The sequence below is a fragment of the Amycolatopsis thermoflava N1165 genome, from assembly GCF_000473265.1.
Lineage (GTDB): Bacteria > Actinomycetota > Actinomycetes > Mycobacteriales > Pseudonocardiaceae > Amycolatopsis_E > Amycolatopsis_E thermoflava.
This window is the reverse complement of the sequence record NZ_KI421511.1, coordinates 120,352-140,839: the sequence shown is the minus strand read 5'-3', so window position 1 is coordinate 140,839 and position 20,488 is coordinate 120,352. Positions and strand designations below refer to the sequence as shown.

Below are 20,488 nucleotides of genomic sequence, written 5' to 3'. Positions count from 1 at the left end.
GCCTGCGCGCCCAAGCTAGCGCGCCGACCTTCGCGGTCGCCCGGCTCCGCGGGGCGGTTGCCCGCGTGAGCGGCAGGCGCGCCTGACTCCCGCCTTCTCCGAGGAGCACGACATGCCCGCTGCCGATGGCACCGGCCTCCCCCGTGCTCATCCCGGGCGGATCAGGACCAGCGCGGTGGCCGCCGCCAGCAGGCCGGGTCCGTGCGGCACCCCGTTCCGCCAGCGGCGGGTCGCGGCCAGGACGGCTGTGACGAACGCGGCCAGCACGGTTGCCACCGGCAACGCGGCCCAGCCCACGGAGCCGAGCGCCGCGCCGAGGGCGCCTGCCAGCTTGACGTCACCGGCGCCCATGGCGTGCGGCGCGACGAGGTGGATCACCAGGTGCGCGCCCCCGAACACGGCGGCCGCTCCGAGGGCCTTCGCCGGATCCGGCGCCACCGCGACGAGGAGCGGGTACGCGGGCAGCGTGAGCACGTCCGGCAGCCGCCGGTGGCGCAGATCCGCCGCGATCAACGGCACGGCGAGCGCGGCCAGCACGAACGCCGTCCACGCGGGCGCCAGGACGGCGAGCCCCGCCCAGGCCGCGCCGGTGCCGAGCGCCACCACGACGGCCGGCACCGGAGCATCCGCTCTCCGTAGCAGGCCCACCGTCCCGGCGCCCACTGTCGTTCCGGCGGCGCCGACCGCCGCCACGATTCCCCAGTTCACGAACCCAGACTGCGCCGCAAGCGGCGAAATGCCAAATCACGGCGCGCACGAAATTCCCACTCGCACGGCTTCCTTTGTGCGAGTGGTCATTTCGTGGCACACGAGACGTCCCGCTCGCGAACGCACGAGAAGCCCACTCGCCTGGCCGGATAAGGCGCGGTGACACGAGTGACCCTCTCGTGCGGATGTTTGCCCGCATGAGAGGGCAGGTCATCATCGCGCGAGGTTCCCACTCGCCCAGGGGCGACATGTCCTGACGTGAGAGATTTGAGGCTGCGGCTGGAATTTGGGAACGTGACGTGGGAGATTGAAGTGCGACAGGAAGCCGAGCCGCGGCAAGAAAGGAGGCGCAGCAGGACATTCAAGGAGTGTCGGTAAATTGAGGTGCGGAAAAAAATGGGGCAGGGTGGAATTCAAGCGCGACGGAACCTTCAGGGGGCCGGAACCCTCAAGCGCGGCAGGGAGCTACGAGACACGATAGGAATCGACGCGCAACGGGAGAGTCAGGCACAGGCATGGAGATCCGCGAGCGTGGCGCACCACCTGACTCCCCTCACGGGTGCCACCGCAGCAGCGGCACCCCGCTCGTCGTCCGGATCTCCAGCGCCTTGATCTCCTCCGGCGGCAGGTCCGTGCCGACCGAGATGCGGGCGTCCCGGTCGGGGGTGGCGTTCCACGTCGCCAGTGGGGCCTCCGTTCCGTCCGACCGGATGGCCACCAGCAGGTACCCCGCGCCCTCGTAGGCGCCCCGGTAGCTGCACGACATGTCGACCCGGCTGCCGCCGCCGGACACCGACGCCACCGCGGCCGTCGCCTGGACCGGGTACGCCCCCAGCGGGGTCATGGCCGTCCCGCCACCGCCGTCGGACTGGGGCACGAACATCGCCGCCAGCACCGCCGCCGCCGCGGCCACCGCCACCCCGAACGTCGTCAGCACCCGCCGCCGCCGGGCGCGGCGCACTCCGCGCAGCAACGCCGGCAACAACCGGTCCGGTGGCGGCTCCCCCTCGACCATGTCCGGCGTCACCTGCGACAACAGCCCAGGCAGGCCGGCCAGTTCGGCCACCGCCGCGGAACACTGCGCACAGCCGCGCAGGTGCTCCTCGTATGCCGCACGGTCCTCCGGGGACAGGGCGCCCAGCACGTACGCCGCGTCGTAGGTCACGAACTCGTCGGGCTCGGTCACCGGGTCACCCCCTTCTCCTCCAGCGCGAGCTTCAACGCCCGCAGCGCGTAGTGCGTCCGGGACTTCACGGTCCCGGCGGAAATCCCCAGCCGCGCGGCCGCGTCGGCGACCGAGAAGCCCTGGAAGTAACACAGCAGCAGCACCTCGCGGTGCGCCGCGGACAACTCCTTCAACGCCTCCGCCACCAGCCAGCCCTGCAACGCCCGGTCGGTGTCGTCCGGCGTGACCAGCTCGGGCGGCGAATCGGTGGTCACCTCGGAGCGGTGCGCGGCCGACCGCCAGTCGTCGATCGCGATCCGCCGCGCCACCGTGAACAGCCACGCCCGCGCCGAGCCCTGTGTCTGGTCCAGCACCCGCGGGTGCTTCCACGCCCGCAGCAGCGTCTCCTGCACCACGTCCTCGGCGCGGGCCCGGTCACCGCCGGTCAGCCGCAGCGCGTAGGACCAGAGCGCGGCCGCGTGGTCGTCGTGCAGCGCCCGCATCAACTGGTCTTCCGCGCCGTCGGTCACGCGAGCACGCCCTGCTTCCGCCGCACCCGCTGCGCGAACAGCAACGCCACCCCGAACACGACGCACCCGGCCTCCGTGACGACCCCCCACGTCTCGGCGGACGTGGCGAACTGCTCCCGCACCCCGAACAACCCGCCGGGTGTCAGCGAAATCAGGTACGCGCCCAGGGTGACCGCGCCGAACCCGATCGCGGCCAGCACCGGCAGCCAGTGGCGCCAGAACAGCACGGCCACCGCGATGACCACCCCGGCGACCACGTTGACCAGGAACAACGGCCCGATCGTCTCGATCTCGTCGAAGCCCTCGTTGGCCCACAGGTCCCAGTGCACCCACGCCGACCCGAGCAGTCCGAGGACCACCAGGATCCGCAACAGCCACGCGACCATGACCCGACCTCCTCCACCGGCGATCCTTGCACCCGTTCACCACGGGGCGGAACGCCATCGGGTTCAATCGGCCGCCGGATTGAACCGAGCGGGGGCCGCGACCGTGTCACGGGGCATGACTGCTCACTCACCCACCCGCCGCACCGTCCTGACGACCGGGGTCGCCGTGGCAGGCGCCGCCGCGGGCACCGTGGTCCTGGCCGCCTGCGGCAGCGACAGCGGCACGTCCGGAAGCAGCCAGAACACCGGCTCGGCCACGGCCGCCCCGTCCGGCACCACCGTCGCGGCGCTGAACGACGTCCCGGTCGGCCAGGCGAAGTCCGTCACGGTCGACGGCAAGCCCGCGATCCTGGCCCGGCCCACCGAGACCACCGCCGCCTGCTTCAGCGCCGTGTGCCCGCACCAGGGCGCGACGGTGGCTCCCGAGGGCGACGCCATCAAGTGCCCGCTGCACGGCTCGCAGTTCGACACCCTCACCGGCGCGCTGGAGAAGGGCCCCGCGGACACCGGCCTCACGCCCATCCCGGTCAAGGTCGAGGGCCAGAACGTCGTGACCGCCTAAGGGGCAGCCGCCGCCCACCCCGCGGGCGGCAGAGCGCCGACCGCGCGCGAGCGGCGCTAATCCCAGGTGAAGAGCTGCTCGCCGGCGTCGATGGGGCGGCCGGTGAGCACTCCGGACAGTGCCTCGGCGTCCGCGTCGAGCGCCACCACCGGCACCACCGGTGAGTACCCCGCCGCGGCGACCGCGTCCGGGTCCCAGCTGATCAGCGGCTGCCCGGCGCGCACCGATTCGCCCTTGACGACGTGCAGCGTGAAACCCTCGCCCTTCTGCTGCACCGTGTCGATGCCCAGGTGCACCAGCACGCCCTGACCACCCGCGGTGGCGACGACGAACGCGTGCGGGTGCAGCGTCACCACCGTCCCGTCGACCGGGCTGAGCGCGTCCTGCCGCCCGCCCGCGGGCAGCACCGCGACCCCGGGGCCGACCATCGACTGCGCGAACACCGGGTCCGGCACCTCGGACATGGGCGTGACCCGGCCCGGCACCGGGCTCAGCACGGTCACGCTCACATCAGGTCCTGGATGTCGCTCGCGATCGTGTCCGCCTCCGGGCCGACGACGACCTGCACCACCGACCCCATCTTCATCACGCCGTGCGCGCCTGCCGCCTTCAGCGCGGCCTCGTCCACCAGCGACCCGTCCTCGAGCTCGCACCGCAGCCGCGTGATGCAGCCTTCGATCTCGACGACGTTGTCCGCGCCGCCCAGTGCCGCGAGGATCTTTTCCGGCCTGTCGTCCGCCACGGCGGCCTCCTTCTCTGCTTGCCGAACACGAACCCGTAACGGTGGTTGACACCTGCCCGGGTAGCGGAGCATTCTGCCCCATCAAGAAATGGTCTAGACCGGAACGTACCAATTCCAGGCCGCCGGTGCGACCCCGGAAACCAACCCGAAACCTGGAGGTGGCATGGCGCAGACCGCGACCACCGCCGACCGCGTGGTGGACGGGCCGACGCCGAAACACGCGCAGCTGCGCGAGATCCTGCGGCGCTCGATCGAGCGCGAGCTGCCGCCGGGGTCGCCGATCCCGTCGGAGCGCGAGCTGGCCGAGCGCTACCGGGTGTCCCGGCTGACGGTCCGCTCCGCGATCGGCAAGCTCGTCGAGGAAGGCCTGCTCACCAGGGCCCGCGGGAAGGGCACCTTCACCGCGACCCGGCGCATGGAGCTGCAGCTGTACCTGATGTCGTTCACCGACGACATGCGCCGCCGCGGGCTGACGCCGGCCACCGAGCTGCTGCACTGCGCGCTGGAGACCCCGCCCGCGGAGACCGCGGGCGCGCTGGGGCTGGGCGTGCGTGAGCAGGCGTACCGTCTGGTGCGCCGTCGCCGCGCGGACGGCACCCCGCTGGCCGTCGAGCGCGGCTGGTACCACCCCGGCCGCGTGCCCGGGCTGCCGGATCTGGACCTGACCTCCTCGCTGTACGAGCAACTCGCGCAGCGCTACGACCTCCGCTTGGACCACGCCCGCCAGACGGTGTGGTCGGAAGCGGCGGACCGGGAGACGGCGCGGCTGCTCGGCATCCGCGCCGGCGACCCGCTCCTGGTCTTCCGCCGGGTCTCCAGCGCGTCCGGAGTCCCCGTGGAGGACATGACCTCGTGGTACCGGGGCGACCGGTACGAGGTGTCCATGCAACTCGATCGCACAGTCCCCGCCGAACACGGAGGTAACCCGTGAGCGCCACCGTCGCAGATGGAACCAAGGGCAAAGGGAGGGGGATGGCGGGGCTGCAGCGCTTCGGCCGCAGCCTCATGCTCCCCATCGCCACCCTGCCCGCCGCAGGCCTGCTGAGCCGTCTCGGGCAGGACGACCTGCTCGGCAAGGACGGTCTCGGCTGGGACAAGGTCGCCGCCGTGCTCGCCGCGGCGGGCGGTGGCCTGTTCGACTGGCTGCCGCTGCTGTTCGCGGTCGGCATCGCCGTCGGCTTCGCGCGCAAGGGCGACGGCTCCACCGGTGTCGCCGCCGCCGTCGGGTTCGTGGTGTTCAACAAGGTCGTGCAGGTGTTCGCGCCGATCAGCGACCTGGAGGGCTTCAAGGAGGGCTGGTACCTGCAGCCCATCAAGTGGCCCTACAGCGTGCTGGGCGGCATCGTGGTCGGCCTGGTCACCGCCGTGCTGTGGCAGCGTTTCCACCGCGTGAAGCTGCCGCCGTACCTGGCGTTCTTCGGCGGCCGCCGGTTCGTGCCGATCATCAACTCCGTGGTGCTGCTGCTGATCGGTGTCGTGTTCGGCCTGATCTTCCCGGCCGTGGACAACGCGATGCAGTGGCTCGGTGACGCGGTGACCGGCAACGACGTCGCCGGCGGCGGGATCTACGGCCTGCTCAACCGCCTGCTGCTGCCGATCGGCCTGCACCAGCTGATCAACGTGCCGGTGTGGTTCATCTTCGACGGCGGCGACATCACCAACTTCTTCAACGGCGACTCCAACGCCGGCGCGTTCACCACCGGCTTCTTCCCGATCTTCATGTTCGCGCTGCCCGCCGCCGCGCTGGCGATCTGGCAGACGGCGCGGCCGGGTCAGCGCAAGGTCGTCGGCGGCATCATGATCGCCGGTGCGGTCACCTCGTTCCTGACCGGCGTGACCGAGCCGATCGAATTCGCGTTCATGTTCGTCGCATGGCCGCTGTACCTGATCCACGCGGTGCTGACCGGCCTGTCACTGGCCATCTGCAACGCCCTGGACATCCACCTCGGGTTCTCGTTCTCGGCGGGGTTCATCGACTTCGCGCTCAACTCGTCGGCGCCCGCGGCGAACCGGGCGTGGCTGCTGATCCCGATCGGCCTGGTGTACGCGATGATCTACTACTTCCTGTTCCGGTGGGTGATCACGAAGTGGAACCTGCGCACGCCGGGCCGGGAGGACGACGCCGAGCAGCCGGCCGCCGACGCCGCCACGCCCAGCAAGTGAGGGAAGGTCGAACATGCCGCAACGACGTGTGACGGTCGCCAGCAAGGTGGGCCTGCACGCCCGGCCCGCCGCACTGGTCGCGAAGACCGCGGCCGCGCAGGCGGTGCCGGTGACGATCGCCAAGGACGGCGGCGACCCGGTGCCCGCCGGGAGCCTGCTCAGCCTGATGACCCTGGCGGCCGGCCACGGTGACGAGGTGGTCATCGCCGCCGAGGGCGACGGCGCGGAGGCCGCGGTCGACGCGGTCGCCGAACTGGTCGCCAGCGACCTCGACGCCTGATCCGACGGCGGCTGTCCCCGGCGCGGGACAGCCGCCGTTTAGGCTTTGCGGTATGCGGAGCCTGGAGCGGATCGATCAGTGGCCTGCCCCGCACGCGGCGGCGGCCGTGGTGCGGGCGGACGGAACGGTGGCGGGCAGCCACGGCGACACCGGGCGCACGTTCCGGCTGGCCTCGGTGACCAAGCTGCTCACCGCGTACGCGGCGCTGATCGCGGTCGAGGAGGGCGTGGTCGAGCTGGACACGCCGGCCGGGCCGGAGGGTTCGACGATCCGGCACCTGCTCGCGCACACCGCGGGCCTCGGCTTCGACTCCGACCGGGTGATGGCCCAGCCGGGCACGCGGCGCATGTACTCCAACGCCGGTTTCCAGGTCCTCGGCGACGCGCTGGCCGAGCACTCGGGCATCCCGTTCGCCGGGTACCTGTCCGAGGCGGTGCTGGCCCCGTTGGGCATGACGTCGACCCGGCTGGAGGGCTCCCCCGGCGCCGGCGGGGTGTCGTCGGTCGATGACCTGGTGCGCTTCGCGGCCGAGTTGCAGGCGCCGAAGCTGCTCGACCCGGCGACCCTGCGCGCGGCCACGTCGGTCGCGTTCCCCGGGCTGAACGGCGTGCTGCCCGGGCTCGGGCACCAGAAGCCCAACGACTGGGGGCTGGGCTTCGAAATCCGCGACTCGAAGAGTCCACACTGGACGGGTGCGGACAGCTCGCCGCGGACCTTCGGGCACTTCGGGCAGTCCGGCACGTTCCTGTGGGTGGACCCGGACGCGGGCGCCGCGTGCGTCGTGTTGACGGACCTGGACTTCGGCCCGTGGGCGATCGAGGCGTGGCCCCCGTTCACCGACGCCGTGCTGGCTGAACTCCGCGCCTGACCCCCGCACCCAGGGGGCCGCAACGGGCACTTCGTTGCTCGGAAGGGCAATCACCTTGCCCGGAAGGGCAAACACACCGGTGGGGCGGCGAGTTCGCCGCCGCGCGCGGCGTGTTGGCCGCTCGGGGCGGGGTGTTCGCCGCTGCGGGTGGCGAGTTCGCCGCTGCGGGTGGCGAGTTCGCCGCTGCGGGTGGCGAGTTCGCCGCTGCGGGTGGCGAGTTCGCCGCTGCGGGCGGCGAGTTCGCCGCTGCGGGCGGCAAGTTGGCTGCCGCGGGTGATGTGTTGGCCGCGGGGACGAGCGAGTGCCCGCCCGGAGGCGGGATGTTTGCCCCGCGAGTGTTGTGTTTGGCGGCGGGGCGGCGTGTTTGCCGCCAGGCGCGGCGTGTTTGCTGCCGGGCGCGAGTTGCCGACGCGGGTGATGTGTTGGCCGCTGGGGACGCCAGTTCGCCCCTGCGGACGGCGAGTTCGCCGCCGCGGACGGCGACTTTGCCGCTGCGGGTGGCGTGTTTGGCGCTGCGGTTGATGTTTGCCGCCGTGGGCGGGCGGCTGATCGTCGTAGGCCATCTGGGGTGTTTTTCCGCCGATGCCACCGGATTGGCGACTTTCGTCGGGTTCTCCGCGCGCTAACTTCTGCCTGTCGCGCACATCGTCGGGCGCGAATACCTCACCCCTGCGGAGGTTTATTCGTCATGCGCATTTTCCGGTGGATATCCGCAATCACCGCCGCGGCCGGGATAGCCGTTGGCGGCGCCGCTCCCGCGGTCGCCGCGGGACCGGCCGTCGAACCGTTCATCATCGGCGGCAGCACCGTCTCGAGCGCGCCGTGGGCGGCGGCCGTGTTCGTGAACGGTCAGTTCAACTGCTCGGGCACCATCATCGCGTCGCGGTGGGTGCTCACCGCGAAGCATTGCCTCGGCTCGAGCATGACCGTGCGCGTGGGCAGCGTGTACCGCTCCTCCGGCGGCGTCACCGCGACCGTCACCAGGCAGGTCGCCAACCCTAGCACCGACTTCGCTCTGCTCCAGCTCGGCACCTCGGTCAGCACCACCTACGCCAGGCTGGCCAGCGCGGATCCGGCGGTCAGCAGCACCAACTCCATCTACGGCTGGGGCCGCACCAGCTACAACGGCTCGGCATCCGAGCAGCTGAAGACCGCGACGGTGCGCAACACCCGCATCGGCGGCAGCTGCACCGACGCCTACGGCGGCCGCGCGATCTGCTCCACCGGCGTGAGCGGCGTGGCCTGGAAGGGCGATTCCGGCGGCCCCCAAATGGCCAACGGCGTTCAGGTGGGTGTGGCGTCCATGGCGGACGGCAGTTCTTCGCAGATCTACGGCAGCGTCGCCGCGAACCGGTCCTGGATCAGTCAGACGGCGGGGGTCTGAAATTGCGGAAATCAATCGGGAAAACGCTCCGGCGCGCCATTCTCGCGACCGCCGCGTTCGCCACCGCGCTCACCGCCGCGCTGATCCCGGCGCAGGCCGCGCAGCCGTCCGGTGACACCGTCACCCCGTTCGTCGTCGGCGGCACCAACGCCACCCAGGGCCAGTTCCCGTGGATGGTTCGACTGTCGATGGGCTGCGGCGGCGCGCTCGTCGCACCGCGCGTCGTCCTGACCGCGGCGCACTGCGTCAGCCGGACCGGCACCAACTCCAGCATCACCGCCACCCTCGGCAAGGTGGACCTGCAGGCGAGCGGGGGCCAGTCGATCAAGTCGACCTACGTCTACCGCAGCCCGCAGTACGCCAGCACCGGCGCGCAGGACTGGGCGCTGATCGAACTGGCGTCCGCGGCCTCGGCGCCGACGCTGAAGTTCGCCGCGCCGGGCGACACCTCCCTCAACAGCGGCACGTTCACGATCATGGGCTGGGGCGCCACCGTCGAGGGTGGCGGCCAGTCGCGCTACCTCAAGTACGCGACCGTGCCCTACGTCAGCGACTCCGCCTGCCAGCGGTCCTACGGCAGCGACCTCCAGCCGGCCTACGAACTGTGCGCCGGCTACCCGGAGGGCGGCACCGACACCTGCCAGGGCGACTCGGGCGGCCCGATGGTCAAGCAGAACGCGGCGGGCGAGTGGGTCGAGGTCGGCATCGTGAGCTGGGGCGAAGGCTGCGCCCGGCCGGACTACCCGGGCGTCTACGCCGAGGTGCAGTCCTTCTCCGCCAACATCAGCAACCGGATCAGCTCCAGCGGCACGATCGTCCGCTGAGCCGCCGGGGGCGCCTCCCGCCCGGGGAGGCGCCCCCGGTCACAGCGTCATGACCCGGACCGGGTTCCCGTCCCGCCACGCGGCGATGTCCTCGACCGCGTCGCGGTAGAAGATCTCGTACACCTCGCGCGTGACGTAGCCGAGGTGCGGGGTCAGCGTGGCGTTGCGCATCGCCCGCAGCGGGTGGTCGGCAGGCAGCGGCTCGATGTCGTAGACGTCCAGCGCGGCACGGATGCGGCGCTCCCGCAACGCGTCGAGCAGCGCCTGCTCGTCGATGATCGGCCCGCGCGAGGTGTTCACCAGCAACGCGCCCGGCTTCATCGCGGCCAACTCGGCCGCGCCGACCAGACCGCGGGTGCGCTTGGACAGCACCAGGTGCACGGACAGGACGTCCGCGCGGGCGAACAGGTCCTCTTTGGACACCGCGGTGACGCCGTGCTCGGCGGCCCGCTCGGCGGTCAGGTTCTGGCTCCAGGCAATGGTTTCCATGCCGAACGCCTGACCGATGCGCGCCACCTGCTGGCCGAGGTTGCCGAGCCCGAGCAGGCCGAGCGTCTTGCCGTGCAGCCCGATGCCCACGGTGGACTGCCACGCGCCGTCCCGCATCGCGGCGAGCTCGGTCTCCAGGTGCCGCTGCGCGGCGAGGACGAGCGCCCAGGTGTGCTCGGCCGTCGGGTGGGGCAGGTAGCCGGTGCCGCAGACCGTGATGCCCAGCCGCTCGGTGGCCTTGAGGTCGATGGCCGCGTTCCGGCGCCCGGTGCTCACCAGGAGCTTGAGGTCGGGCAGCCGCTCCAGCACCTCGGCGGTGAACCGGGTGCGCTCCCGCATCGCGACGACGACCTCCGCGCCGGCCAGCCGCCGGACCAGCTCGTCGTGGTCGCCCACGTACGAGGTGATCACCTCGACCTCGGCTCCCAGCGAATCCCAGTTCGCGAGGCTCCGCGCGACGTCCTGATAGTCGTCCAGCACCACGATCTTCATGGTGCTCACGCTAGTCCAGGGGCAGCGGCAGGATGCCGCCCGTCGCCTGCCGCAGGGCGTCGCGCATCGCCTCGCGCGGCGCGGGCCTGCCGGTGAAGTGCTCGACCTGGCCGAACGCCTGGTGCAGCAGCATGTCCAAGCCGGTGGCGACCCGTCCGGCGGCCGCCTCGGCCAGCGGCGTCGGCCACGGGTGGTAGATCACGTCCAGCACGCACGGGGCGGCGGCCAGCTCGGCCGCGTGCTCCGCGACCGCCGCGGGCGGCACCGTGCTCACCAGCACCGCGCAGTCGGCGGCGAGCTTGCCGAAGTCCGCCGAGGCCCACACGCGCACGTCCGCCTCGACGCCGGCCCGGCCGGCCGCCTCGACGGTCTCCCGCGCCCTGGCCGGGTCGCGGACCACCAGCACCGCGCGCCGGATGCCCAGCTCCGCGAACGCCACGACCGTCGCGGCCGCCGTGCCGCCCGCGCCGAGGACCAGGCCGGTCTCCCCGCCGGTGAACCCGCCGGCGCACCGCAGCGCCCCGGCGACGCCGTCGACGTCCGTGCAGTCGGCCAGCCAGCCGTCCGCGGTCGGCACCAGCGTGTTGGCCGCGCCCGCCGCCACCGCCCGCGGCGTGGCCTCGTTCGCGAAGTCCAGCGCGGCCCGCTTGCCCGGCATGGTCACCGACAGGCCGGCCCACTCCGGGCCGAGCCCGCGCACGAAGCCGGGCAGTCCCGCGGCGTCCATCTCGACGCGCTCGTAGGTCCAGTCGTCCAGCCCGAGCGCGGTGTACGCGGCGGTGTGCAGCACCGGCGACAGCGAGTGCGCCACCGGTTTGCCCAGCACCGCCGCCTTGCGCTCAGTAGGCACCGCGCTGCCTCGCCAGTGTCTTGTTCTGCTCGTGCTCCGGCAGGTCCGACGCGAAGCAGGACAGGCCGTTCTTCTCGCACTTCACGAAGTACACGTACGTGCCCTGCGTCGGCTCCTCGGCCGCCTGGATCGCCTCCGGGCTCGGTGAGGAGATCGGCGTCGGCGGCAGCCCTGGGATCTTGTACGTGTTGTAGGGGCCAGGCCGGTTCCGGTCGTCGTCGGTGGTGGTCACGACCGGCTTGTCCAGCAGGTAGTTCACCGTCGAGTCCAGCTGCAGCCGCATGTTCTGCGCGAGCCGGTTGTAGATGACCTGCCCGATGTTCTCGAAGTCCTGCTTCACGCCCTCGCGCTCGATGAGCGAGGCGACGATCAGCGTCTCGTACGGCGTGCGGCCCTGGAACTTCGACGTCGCGGTCAGCCCGGCGGTCTGGATCCGGGTGGCCGACGTCTTCAGCACGTAGCCGAGCAGCTCTTCGGCGGACCAGCCGGGCTTGACGTCGTAGACGCCGGGCGCGACCAGGCCCTCGATGCGGCGGGCGTCGGTCGACCCGGAGACCACCGGCACCGCCCAGTCCGGCGCGCCGAGCGCCGCCAGGTCGGCCTTGGCCGCGGTGTCGCGCAGCTGCTCCACCGGGATGCAGGTGCTCTGCCCGTTCAGCTGGGCGCACGAGGCTTTCGACAGCAGCGTGAACACGCCGGGCGTGACCGTGCCGTCGGGCTGCGTGATGTCGTCCAGCTGGGTGCCAGCCCGCACCTGCAGCACGCCGACGCGCGACCCGTCCTGGGTCAGCTTCGCCACCGCCGCGGCGCCGGACATCTTCGTCTTCACGACGTAGTAGCCCGGCTGCAGGCTCAGCACCTTCGAGTTGTCCTCGCTGGCCTTGACGAACGCCTTCGCGCTGGCCACCACCCCGGCCCCGGCCAGTTCCTGGCCGATGGCGCCGGTCGAGTCGCCCGCGCTGATCTCGATCAGGACGTCGGACTCGCCGCTGCCCTCGAAGTCGTCGTAGCCGAAGACGGCGTCGATGCCGTACCAGGCGCCGCCGCCGATCAGGGCGAGCACGACGAGCGCGACCAGCCAGCGCAGCGGCTTGCGCTTGCGCCGCGTCTCGACCGGTTCGCCGTCGTCGGGCGGCTCGATGTACTCGGGCTCGGCGCGCTCCTCGTCGGCGTTCTCCGGGTAGTCGTCGTAGTCGTCGTACTCGTAGTCGTCCTCGAGGTGGATGATCTCGGTGGGCGACTCGTCCGGCGGCGGCTGCCGCGGCCGGCGGGGACGCGGCGGCGGGGGCCGCTCGTCGAACAGGTCGAGGCCGTGGTCGGGCGGCGCCGGGCGGCGCGCCGGGGGACGACGCGGCGGCATCGGCGGCTGCGCCGGGGGCGCGGCAGGCGTCGGCGGAGTGGCAGGCGACTGCGGCTCGGGTCGCGCGTGACGCGGCACGCCGGGACGGCGGGCCGGCATCGGCCGGTCGGCGCCGCGCGGCGGGACCTGCGGCGGCGGGGGCACGGGCGGACGGCGGCGCGGCGAGCCGGGGTGCGGCGGGCCGGGGCGCGGTGGCTGCTCGCTGGTCATGCGTCACCCGCCCGCGCGCGGTGGGCGGCCCTGGCGTCGAGCCAGGCCTGCAGGATCTCCACGGCGGCGGCCTGGTCGACCACCGCCCGCTGCTTGCGGCCCTTCACGCCGCGCTGGGACAGCATGCGGGACGCGGTGACCGTGGTGAGGCGCTCGTCGGCGAGCCGCACCGGGACCGGCGCGATCCGGCCGGCGAGGGCGTCGGCGTAGCCGGCGGCGATCTCCGCGGCCGGTCCGTGCCGGTCGGCGAGCGTGCGCGGCAGACCCACGATCACCTCCACCACCTCGTGTTCGGCCACCAGCGCGGCAAGCTGTTCGAGATCGCTGTCGCTGTTCGCATCACGCGACAGGGTAACCAGAGGGCTGGCGAGGATGGGGGCCGGATCGCTCAGCGCCACACCGACCCGGACCGATCCGACATCGACCGCCAGACGCCGGCCTGCCCCGGGATCGTGCTCCCCGGGGCGGTCCGGTTTCCGCGCCGTCACCCTGCCGCGACCGCGCCACGCAGCGCCGTGATGGCCTGCTCGATGCCCGCCGGGTTGCTGCCGCCGCCCTGCGCGAGGTCCGGCTTGCCGCCACCGCGGCCGCCGACGGCCTCGGCGAACGAGGGCACCAGCTTGCCCGCCGCGAAGCCCTTGTCGCGGGCCGCGGCCGTGGTCGCGACCACGAAGCTGAGCTTCTCGCCCTGCGGCGCGAACAACGCGACCACGCCGGGCCGCGAGCCGAGCCGGTTGCGGACCTCCTGGGCCAGCGAGCGCAGCGCGCCCGCGTCGATGTCGCCGTCGACCTTCTCCGCGACGACGGACACGCCCTGGACGTCGGTGGCCTTGTCCGCGAGCGAGCCTGCCGAGCCGAGCACCTGCTGGGTGCGCAGCTGGGCGATCTCCTTCTCCGCGTTGCGCAGGCGGGACAGCACGTCCTCGATGCGGGAGGGCAGCTGCTCGCTGGGCACCTTGAAGGTGTTCGCCAGCTGCGAGACCAGCAGCTGCTCCTTGCGCACGTGCTTGAGCGCGTCGGTGCCGACCAGCGCCTCGACGCGGTGCACGCCGGACCCGATGGAGGAGTCCGAGACCAGCTTGACCAGGCCCAGCTCGCCGATGCGGCCGACGTGCGTGCCACCGCACAGCTCACGCGAGTACTCGCCCATGTCCACGACGCGGACGTTGTCGCCGTACTTCTCGCCGAACAACGCGACCGCGCCCAGCTCCAGCGCCTTGTCCTTGGTCGTGGTGTAGGCCTGCACCTCGACGTCGTTCTGGAGGTAGTCGTTGACCTCCTCCTCGACCTCGGTCAGCACGTCGGTGGAGACCGGGCCGGGGGTGGTGAAGTCGAAGCGCATCCGGCCGGGCGAGTTCAGCGAACCGGCCTGCGCGGCGCGGCGGCCGTACGCGCCGCGGACCGCCGCGTGCACCAGGTGGGTGGCCGAGTGCGAGCGCGCGATCGAGCCGCGGCGCGTCTGGTCGACCGAACCGGTCACCTCGGTGTCCAGGCCGATCTCGCCCGCGATCACCTCGACGCGGTGCACCCACAGGCCGGGCACGATCTTCTGCACGTCGACGACCTTGGCCTCGCCGCCGGAGCCCAGCAGGACGCCCGTGTCGGCGACCTGGCCACCGCTCTCGGCGTAGAACGGGGTGCGGTCGAGGATCAGCTCGGCCTTGTCGCCCTCGCGCACGACCGGCACGCCCTGGCCGTCCTTGAGCAGGCCGATGACCTTGGCCGTCGCCTGCAGGTCGGTGTAGCCGAGGAAGTCGGTCTCGCCGTGCCGCTCCAGCAGCTCGCGGTAGACCGACAGGTCGCCGTGGCCCTTCTTGCGGGCCGCCGCGTCGGCCTTCGCGCGCTGACGCTGCTCCTCCATCAGCGTCCGGAAGCCGTCCTCGTCCACCGACAGCCCCTGCTCGGAGGCCATTTCGAGGGTGAGGTCGATCGGGAAGCCGTAGGTGTCGTGCAGCTGGAAGGCGCGGTCGCCGGCCAGCACGTTGCCGCCGGCCTTCTTCGTCTCCTCCGCGGCGAGGTCGAAGATCCGCGACCCGCTGGTCAGGGTCTGCAGGAAGGCCTCCTCCTCGACCCGCATGACCTCGCTGATCCGGTCGAAGTCGCGCGCGATCTCCGGGTAGGACGGCGCCATCGCGTCGCGCACCACCGCGGCGAACTCGGGCAGCACCGGCTCGTGCACGCCGAGCAGGCGCACCGAGCGCACGATGCGGCGCAGCAGGCGGCGCAGCACGTAGCCGCGCGCCTCGTTGCCCGGGGTCACGCCGTCGCCGATCAGCATCACGCCGGAGCGGGCGTGGTCGGCGATGACGCGGAAGCGGACGTCGTCGGCGTGGTCGGCGCCGTAGCGGCGGCCGGAGAACTCCTCGGCGCGCGCGATCACCGGGCGCACCAGGTCGGTCTCGTAGACGTTCTCCACGCCCTGCAGCAGGTAGGCGACGCGCTCGACGCCCATGCCGGTGTCGATGTTCTTCTTCGGCAGCTCGCCGATCGGCGGGTGGCCGTACTTCGGGCTCTGCTCACCCCGGATGTCCTGCATGAACACGAGGTTCCAGATCTCCAGGTACCGGTCCTCGTCGACGACGGGGCCGCCCTCGCGGCCGAACCCCGGGCCGCGGTCGTAGTAGATCTCCGAGCACGGGCCACCGGGGCCGGGCACGCCCATGTCCCAGTAGTTGTCGCGGCCGTCGCGCGCCTGGATGCGGTCCGACGGGATGCCGGCGACCTTCTGCCACAGGCCGGCCGCCTCCGAGTCGTTCTCGTAGACGGTGACCCAGATGCGGTCCGGGTCGAAGCCGAAGCCGCCGTCGTCCTGGGACTTGGTGATCAGCTCCCAGGCGTTGGCGATGGCGCCTTCCTTGAAGTAGTCGCCGAAGGAGAAGTTCCCGGCCATCTGGAAGAACGTGTTGTGCCGGGTGGTCTTGCCGACCTCGTCGATGTCGCCGGTGCGCACGCACTTCTGGATGCTCGTCGCGCGCGGGTACGGCGGCGGCACCTCGCCCAGGAAGTACGGCTTGAACTGGACCATGCCCGCGTTGACGAACAGCAGCGTCGGGTCGTCCAGGATCAGCGACGCGCTCGGCACCGGGGTGTGGTCCTTAGCCTGGAAGTGCGCAAGGAACCGCTTGTTGATCTCGTGTGTTTCCACTGGTCAGTCCTCGTGGGAATGCGGCGGGCGCCGCGGGTGTCGGGGGCTGCGGCGTCGGCGGAGGGCGCGCGGCAGGGCTGCGTCAGCTCTCCGCCCGGCGAGCTCGCGCCGGGCGCCGGGCCGCGTGCCGTCCTTCGGAGGCGCGCGGGGTGCTCACCCCGGACCGGTCCTCCACCATGTGACGCAGCTCCTGTTCCCGCTCGCTCATCCCGGCGCGCACGTCCGCGCCGAACGATCCGATGGCGCCGGCCAGCTCGGACACGGCGTCACCCAGGTTCGAGGCTAACCCCGCCGGCGACGCTTGACGAGCCGTTTGACCTGCCTTGCGGGTCAGTGCGACGCCGGTCACCACACCGACGCCGAGCCAGAACAGGCGCTTCACTTGCGGCCCCGCTTCCGGCTGTGCCTGCCCTCGGCGAGCTCCTTGCCCTTGCGCCGGGACCGGATCGCCTTGCTCAGGCCGTAGGACAGCGCGGCGGTCTTCACCAGCGGGCCGCCGAGGGTCGCGGTGAACACCGACGACAGCGCGGACACGTTGCCGCTCACGGCCTGGGCGTTCGCGGTGATCCCGTCGACGCGCTCGAGCTGGGTGTTGACGTGCGTGATCGTCTCGTTGGCGCCGAGCAGGATCGGGTCCGAGTTCTCGTGCGCCTTGCGGATGGCGATCGTCGCCTCGTCGAGCGTGCGACCGAGCTTGATCAACGGGATCGCCAGCAGCAGCACCAGCAGGACGAACGCTCCTGCGGCGATCAACGCGGCGATCTGCCCTGCCGACACGGGCCCTCCTCGGGTTCTAGCGGCGTGAATTGCCGGTCAGGTTACCGTGCGTCGCCGTCAGTGGCCGGACGGCCCCTCCGGGCTCCTCGCCAGGCCGAAGTACAGCGTCGCCATGTCCTCGTCGCCGTGCCCGGCGGCGATCGCGGCGTCCAGATGCGCCAGCGCGGCGCGGGTTCCGGCGAGATCGACTTCGCCGCCCGCGGCCTCTAGGACCAGGCGCGCGTCCTTGGCTGCGTGCCGGGCGGCGAACGCCAGCGGGTACTCGCCGTCGATCATCGCGCCGCCCTTGAGGTGGGCGTAGGGGACGTCCAGCGCGCCGCCGGTGATGGCCTCCAGGAACAGCCGCGGGTCGACCCCGAGGGCCTGGGCGAGCCGGATGCTCTCGGCGGTGCCGTTGGTCAGCGCCAGCACCCACGCGTTCGCGGCGAGCTTGAGCCTGCTGCCCGCGCCGGTCTCGCCGACCCACAGGGTGCGGCCGCCGACGGCGTCGAACACCGGCGCGCACCGGTCGCGGAGTTCGCCGGGGCCGGAGGCGAGCACCACGAGCTTGCCGTCCTCGGCGGGTTTGCGGGTGCCGAGCACGGGCGCGTCGACGAACGCGACGTCCTTGTCGTGCGCGAGCGCGGCGAGCCGCTTGGTCCAGTCGAGGCCGACGGTGCTCATCTGCAGCCACACCGCGCCGCCCGGGTCGGCGGCCTCGACGACCTCGTGCACGGTGGCGCCGTCGCTGAGCATGGTGACGACGAAGTCCGCGCCGTCCACTGCCTCCTGGGGCGTGTCCGTGACGGCGCAGCCGCGGTCGGCCAGCGGCGCGGCCTTGGCGCGGGTGCGGTTCCAGGCGCGGACGCCGAAGCCCGCGGCGGCGAGGTTGGCGGCCATCGGCAGGCCCATGATCCCGGTGCCGAGCACGGCGACAGTCGTTTCGGGCATGGCACCGATCATGGCACCGCGGGCGGTCAGCCGCCGCGCACCGACCGCCGCAGCCGGGGGACGCGCTCGGACAGCGTGCGCTCGGCGCCGCGCTGGGTCGGGTGGTAGTAGTCCACGCCCACCACCTCGTCCGGCGGGTACTGCTGCGCGACCACGCCTTCGGGCACGTCGTGCGGGTAGCGGTAGCCCTGGGCGTTGCCGAGCTTGGCCGCGCCCGCGTAGTGGCCGTCGCGCAGGTGCGGCGGCACGGTGCCGAGGCGGCCGGCGCGCACGTCGGCCAGCGCCGCGTCGATGCCCGTGACGACCGCGTTGGACTTGGGCGCGGTGGCGAGGTGGATGGTGGCCTGGGCCAGGGCGAGCCTGCCCTCGGGCATGCCGATGAACTGGACGGCGTGCGCGGCGGCGACGGCGGTCTGCAGCGCCGTCGGGTCGGCCATGCCGATGTCCTCGCTGGCGTGCACGACCAGGCGGCGGGCGAGGAACCGCGGGTCCTCCCCCGCCTCGATCATGCGGGCCAGGTAGTGCAGCGCGGCGTCCACGTCGGAGCCGCGGATGGACTTGATGAACGCGCTGATGACGTCGTAGTGCTGGTCGCCGTCGCGGTCGTAGCGCACCGCCGCCTTGTCCACCGTGGACTCGACGATCGGCAGGTCGATGGTCTTGTGCTCGGTGGCCGACGCGGCGTCCGCGGCGGCTTCGAGCGCGGTCAGCGCGCGGCGGGCGTCGCCGGAGGCCAGCCGGACGAGGTGGTCCTCGGCTTCGGGCGTGAGTTCCAGTTCGCCGTCCAGGCCGCGCTCGTCGGCCAGCGCGCGGCGGATGAGCAGCCGCACGTCGTCGTCGGTGAGGGGCTTGAGCTGCAGCACGAGCGAGCGGGACAGCAGCGGGGAGACGACGGAGAAGGACGGGTTCTCGGTGGTGGCGGCGACGAGGAGGACGGTGCGGTCCTCGACCGCGCCGAGCAGCGCGTCCTGCTGTGTCTTGGAGAAGCGGTGGACCTCGTCGATGAACAGGACCGTGTTCTCCGCGTTGTACTGGCGGCGGCGACGGGCTTCCTCGATCACGCCACGGACTTCCTTGACGCCGGCGGAGAGCGCGGACAGAGCGACGAAGCGGCGGCCGGTGGCGGTGGAGACGAGGTTGGCGAGCGTGGTCTTGCCGGTGCCGGGTGGGCCGTAGAGGAGCACCGAGGCCGGGGCGGCGCCCTCGACGAGGCGGCGCAGCGGGGCGCCCTCGCCGAGCAGGTGCTGCTGGCCGACCACCTCGTCGAGCGAGCGCGGCCGCATCCGGACCGCGAGGGGCGAACCCGGCGGGACCGGGGCCGTCTGGGGCTGCGTCACGCGCTCCGGCGGCGGCTCCAGGTCCGGGTTCACCGTGAAGAGTTCGTCCTGCACGCCTCCACCGTAATGCGGGGCTCCGACAGAACCGTCAGCGCTCCACGGGCCGCGGCGCCAGCTCCGTCTCCAGCGGCTCGGCGCGGCGGGCGCGCCACGATTCGAGCGCCGACCGGGCGACGATGGCGGCCGCGTAGGGCAACAGGTCCCGGCCGCGGCGCCACAGCCAGGGGATGCCCTTCACGACGAGCCAGCCGACGTGGTCGACGGTGCGTGGTGTGACGCCGCCGGAGCAGACGAGGCTCACCGGTGCGGGGACGGCGATCCCGGCGTCGGCGACCAGTTCGGTCACGCCGCGGGCGAGGAGGCGGTGGCCCAGCTCGGAGGGGTGCAGGCGGTCCACGCTCCAGGCGGCCAGGTCGTAGGCGCCGGGCAGCGAGCCGAGGTCCAGGCAGGCGACCCCGTGCCGGCGGGCGATGGTTTCGATGACGTCGTTCAGCTCGGCGATGCGCGCGGTGAGGGCGCGGCGCAGCGGGCCGGGCAGCCGGAAGACGCGGCTGTGGTCGTGGAAGCGCATGGTGACGACCGTGGCGCCGACGGCTTGGAGTGCGGTGACGACGTGTTCGAGGTCGCGGGCCATGCCGAGGGAGTCGAAGTCCGAGCGGAGGGTGTCGTTCATGCCGACGATCACGACCGCGACGTCCGGCCGGTGACGCAGCGCCGCCGGCAGCTGGTCGGTGCGCACGCAGCGCATCCGGGCGCCGGTGAACGCGGTGTTCAGGTACCCGGCGGGCGGAATGCCCAGCGCCTCGGCGACGAACGGGCCGACGCCACGCCAGGAGCCGCCGGGAACAGGGTCGCCGAGCCCGACGGCGGTCGAGTCGCCGAGCACGGCCAGGCGGACGGCACGGCGGGGAAGCGGATCGGGGGTCTGGGTGAATCCTTCACGCACCGCAGTCACGTCTGAAGACCATCAGGCACGGACCCGCCCACCACGTGAGCGCCGGGTAACACGGTCCGGACGGCTCAGCGAACGTCTGGATTTCCGGGGTGGGTGGGTGCTGGGGTGGGTTGCGGGCGGGTTGAGGGGGGTTCGTGGTGGGCTCGCGCGGGCGCGGGTGGGCGGGTCGCTCGGGCGCTGCGGGCGTTTCGTGCCGGCACGAAAGGGCCAGCCGCGGTGGCGCGAGAGGGCCAGTCGCGGCGGCGCGAGAGGACCAGTCGCGGCGACACGGGAGGACCAGCCGCGCTGGCACGAGAGCGCCAGTCGCGGCGATACGAGAGGACCAGCCGCG

General features: G+C 72.5%; 23 protein-coding genes. 7 read left to right on the top strand and 16 right to left on the bottom strand.

From position 1 onward, the window contains the following. Positions 1-147 precede the first annotated feature (147 nt). The 4 genes from AMYTH_RS0100745 to AMYTH_RS0100730 form a co-directional block, all read right to left on the bottom strand. Entirely contained in the window at positions 148-618 is a 471-nt protein-coding gene (locus AMYTH_RS0100745; protein WP_027928685.1) for a prepilin peptidase, read from the bottom strand. 643 nt (positions 619-1,261) lie between these two features. Then, positions 1,262-1,894: an anti-sigma factor family protein gene (locus AMYTH_RS0100740; RefSeq protein WP_027928684.1), complete on the bottom strand. Its 633-nt coding sequence runs from the start codon at positions 1,892-1,894 to the stop codon at positions 1,262-1,264. Then, complete coding sequence (locus tag AMYTH_RS0100735) at positions 1,891-2,403, bottom strand: sigma-70 family RNA polymerase sigma factor (RefSeq protein ID WP_027928683.1); 513 nt, start codon at positions 2,401-2,403, stop codon at positions 1,891-1,893. The genes AMYTH_RS0100740 and AMYTH_RS0100735 overlap by 4 nt, the downstream gene beginning before the upstream one ends. Further along, positions 2,400-2,789: a hypothetical protein gene (locus AMYTH_RS0100730; protein WP_027928682.1), complete on the bottom strand. Its 390-nt coding sequence runs from the start codon at positions 2,787-2,789 to the stop codon at positions 2,400-2,402. The genes AMYTH_RS0100735 and AMYTH_RS0100730 overlap by 4 nt, the downstream gene beginning before the upstream one ends. 115 nt (positions 2,790-2,904) lie before the next feature. Here AMYTH_RS0100730 and AMYTH_RS0100725 point away from each other — a divergent pair, with 115 nt between their 5' ends. Beyond that, positions 2,905-3,351: a Rieske (2Fe-2S) protein gene (locus AMYTH_RS0100725; protein ID WP_027928681.1), complete on the top strand. Its 447-nt coding sequence runs from the start codon at positions 2,905-2,907 to the stop codon at positions 3,349-3,351. 56 nt (positions 3,352-3,407) lie between these two features. On the opposite strand, the gene AMYTH_RS0100720 is transcribed toward AMYTH_RS0100725, so the two are convergent. After that, positions 3,408-3,860, bottom strand: coding sequence for a PTS sugar transporter subunit IIA (locus tag AMYTH_RS0100720; protein WP_027928680.1), 453 nt, complete (start codon positions 3,858-3,860; stop codon positions 3,408-3,410). Next, positions 3,857-4,165, bottom strand: a complete 309-nt coding sequence (locus tag AMYTH_RS0100715) for a glucose PTS transporter subunit EIIB (RefSeq protein WP_081617564.1) — start codon at positions 4,163-4,165, stop codon at positions 3,857-3,859. Before AMYTH_RS0100715 ends, AMYTH_RS0100720 begins: the two co-directional genes overlap by 4 nt. A 91-nt stretch (positions 4,166-4,256) precedes the next feature. Between AMYTH_RS0100715 and AMYTH_RS0100710 the strand changes: the two genes are divergently transcribed. The 6 genes from AMYTH_RS0100710 to AMYTH_RS0100680 all read left to right on the top strand — a co-directional run bounded on the left by AMYTH_RS0100710 (position 4,257) and on the right by AMYTH_RS0100680 (position 9,612). Next, positions 4,257-5,024: a GntR family transcriptional regulator gene (locus AMYTH_RS0100710; protein WP_017983096.1), complete on the top strand. Its 768-nt coding sequence runs from the start codon at positions 4,257-4,259 to the stop codon at positions 5,022-5,024. A gap of 41 nt (positions 5,025-5,065) precedes the next feature. Next, positions 5,066-6,256, top strand: coding sequence for a PTS transporter subunit EIIC (locus AMYTH_RS0100705; protein ID WP_051362447.1), 1,191 nt, complete (start codon positions 5,066-5,068; stop codon positions 6,254-6,256). 13 nt (positions 6,257-6,269) lie between these two features. Then, positions 6,270-6,536, top strand: a complete 267-nt coding sequence (locus AMYTH_RS0100700) for an HPr family phosphocarrier protein (RefSeq protein ID WP_027928678.1) — start codon at positions 6,270-6,272, stop codon at positions 6,534-6,536. Positions 6,537-6,588: 52 nt separating this feature from the next. Next, positions 6,589-7,404, top strand: a complete 816-nt coding sequence (locus AMYTH_RS0100695; protein ID WP_027928677.1) for a serine hydrolase domain-containing protein — start codon at positions 6,589-6,591, stop codon at positions 7,402-7,404. Positions 7,405-8,092: 688 nt separating this feature from the next. Then, positions 8,093-8,788 (top strand): S1 family peptidase, encoded by a 696-nt coding sequence (locus tag AMYTH_RS0100685; protein ID WP_027928675.1) that lies wholly within the window; start codon positions 8,093-8,095, stop codon positions 8,786-8,788. Positions 8,789-8,790: 2 nt separating this feature from the next. Next, positions 8,791-9,612: a S1 family peptidase gene (locus AMYTH_RS0100680; RefSeq protein ID WP_027928674.1), complete on the top strand. Its 822-nt coding sequence runs from the start codon at positions 8,791-8,793 to the stop codon at positions 9,610-9,612. 39 nt (positions 9,613-9,651) lie between these two features. Here the strand turns inward: AMYTH_RS0100680 and AMYTH_RS0100675 are convergent, their stop codons facing one another. From AMYTH_RS0100675 to AMYTH_RS0100630, 10 genes are all read right to left on the bottom strand, one after another. Further along, on the bottom strand, positions 9,652-10,593 hold the full coding sequence (locus AMYTH_RS0100675) for a D-2-hydroxyacid dehydrogenase family protein (RefSeq protein ID WP_027928673.1): 942 nt from the start codon (positions 10,591-10,593) through the stop codon (positions 9,652-9,654). Between the two features lie 10 nt (positions 10,594-10,603). Next, positions 10,604-11,419 (bottom strand): shikimate dehydrogenase, encoded by an 816-nt coding sequence (locus tag AMYTH_RS0100670; RefSeq protein ID WP_027928672.1) that lies wholly within the window; start codon positions 11,417-11,419, stop codon positions 10,604-10,606. A gap of 13 nt (positions 11,420-11,432) precedes the next feature. Next, complete coding sequence (gene mltG, locus AMYTH_RS0100665) at positions 11,433-13,013, bottom strand: endolytic transglycosylase MltG (RefSeq protein WP_228684509.1); 1,581 nt, start codon at positions 13,011-13,013, stop codon at positions 11,433-11,435. Further along, positions 13,010-13,501: a Holliday junction resolvase RuvX gene (ruvX, locus tag AMYTH_RS0100660; protein WP_027928670.1), complete on the bottom strand. Its 492-nt coding sequence runs from the start codon at positions 13,499-13,501 to the stop codon at positions 13,010-13,012. The genes mltG and ruvX overlap by 4 nt, the downstream gene beginning before the upstream one ends. Next, positions 13,498-16,158 carry an alanine--tRNA ligase gene (alaS, locus tag AMYTH_RS0100655; protein WP_027928669.1) on the bottom strand — a complete coding sequence of 887 codons (2,661 nt, stop codon included), beginning with the start codon at positions 16,156-16,158 and terminating at the stop codon, positions 13,498-13,500. Before alaS ends, ruvX begins: the two co-directional genes overlap by 4 nt. Positions 16,159-16,240: 82 nt before the next feature. Continuing rightward, on the bottom strand, positions 16,241-16,540 hold the full coding sequence (locus AMYTH_RS0100650) for a hypothetical protein (protein ID WP_017983108.1): 300 nt from the start codon (positions 16,538-16,540) through the stop codon (positions 16,241-16,243). Continuing rightward, a complete protein-coding gene (locus AMYTH_RS0100645) occupies positions 16,537-16,935 on the bottom strand; it encodes a DUF948 domain-containing protein (RefSeq protein ID WP_017983109.1) in 399 nt (132 codons plus the stop codon). The genes AMYTH_RS0100650 and AMYTH_RS0100645 overlap by 4 nt, the downstream gene beginning before the upstream one ends. 57 nt (positions 16,936-16,992) lie before the next feature. Then, positions 16,993-17,865 carry an NAD(P)-dependent oxidoreductase gene (locus AMYTH_RS0100640; RefSeq protein WP_037323140.1) on the bottom strand — a complete coding sequence of 291 codons (873 nt, stop codon included), beginning with the start codon at positions 17,863-17,865 and terminating at the stop codon, positions 16,993-16,995. A 26-nt stretch (positions 17,866-17,891) separates the two neighbouring features. Further along, positions 17,892-19,256, bottom strand: a complete 1,365-nt coding sequence (locus tag AMYTH_RS0100635; RefSeq protein ID WP_027928667.1) for a replication-associated recombination protein A — start codon at positions 19,254-19,256, stop codon at positions 17,892-17,894. Positions 19,257-19,290: 34 nt separating this feature from the next. After that, on the bottom strand, positions 19,291-20,088 hold the full coding sequence (locus tag AMYTH_RS0100630) for an SGNH/GDSL hydrolase family protein (protein ID WP_027928666.1): 798 nt from the start codon (positions 20,086-20,088) through the stop codon (positions 19,291-19,293). Positions 20,089-20,488 lie beyond the last annotated feature (400 nt).

What these genes read in the sequence shown, in the direction of transcription:
- AMYTH_RS0100700 (WP_027928678.1), top strand. Translation starts at nt 6,270, where the DNA reads ATGCCGCAACGACGTGTGACGGTCGCCAGCAAGGTGGGCCTGCACGCC.
- AMYTH_RS0100705 (WP_051362447.1), top strand. Translation starts at nt 5,066, where the DNA reads ATGGCGGGGCTGCAGCGCTTCGGCCGCAGCCTCATGCTCCCCATCGCC.
- mltG (WP_228684509.1), bottom strand. Translation starts at nt 13,013, where the DNA reads ATGACCAGCGAGCAGCCACCGCGCCCCGGCCCGCCGCACCCCGGCTCG.
- AMYTH_RS0100725 (WP_027928681.1), top strand. Translation starts at nt 2,905, where the DNA reads ATGACTGCTCACTCACCCACCCGCCGCACCGTCCTGACGACCGGGGTC.
- AMYTH_RS0100640 (WP_037323140.1), bottom strand. Translation starts at nt 17,865, where the DNA reads ATGCCCGAAACGACTGTCGCCGTGCTCGGCACCGGGATCATGGGCCTG.
- AMYTH_RS0100710 (WP_017983096.1), top strand. Translation starts at nt 4,257, where the DNA reads ATGGCGCAGACCGCGACCACCGCCGACCGCGTGGTGGACGGGCCGACG.
- AMYTH_RS0100675 (WP_027928673.1), bottom strand. Translation starts at nt 10,593, where the DNA reads ATGAAGATCGTGGTGCTGGACGACTATCAGGACGTCGCGCGGAGCCTC.
- AMYTH_RS0100715 (WP_081617564.1), bottom strand. Translation starts at nt 4,165, where the DNA reads ATGCTCCGCTACCCGGGCAGGTGTCAACCACCGTTACGGGTTCGTGTT.
- AMYTH_RS0100695 (WP_027928677.1), top strand. Translation starts at nt 6,589, where the DNA reads ATGCGGAGCCTGGAGCGGATCGATCAGTGGCCTGCCCCGCACGCGGCG.
- AMYTH_RS0100685 (WP_027928675.1), top strand. Translation starts at nt 8,093, where the DNA reads ATGCGCATTTTCCGGTGGATATCCGCAATCACCGCCGCGGCCGGGATA.
- AMYTH_RS0100730 (WP_027928682.1), bottom strand. Translation starts at nt 2,789, where the DNA reads ATGGTCGCGTGGCTGTTGCGGATCCTGGTGGTCCTCGGACTGCTCGGG.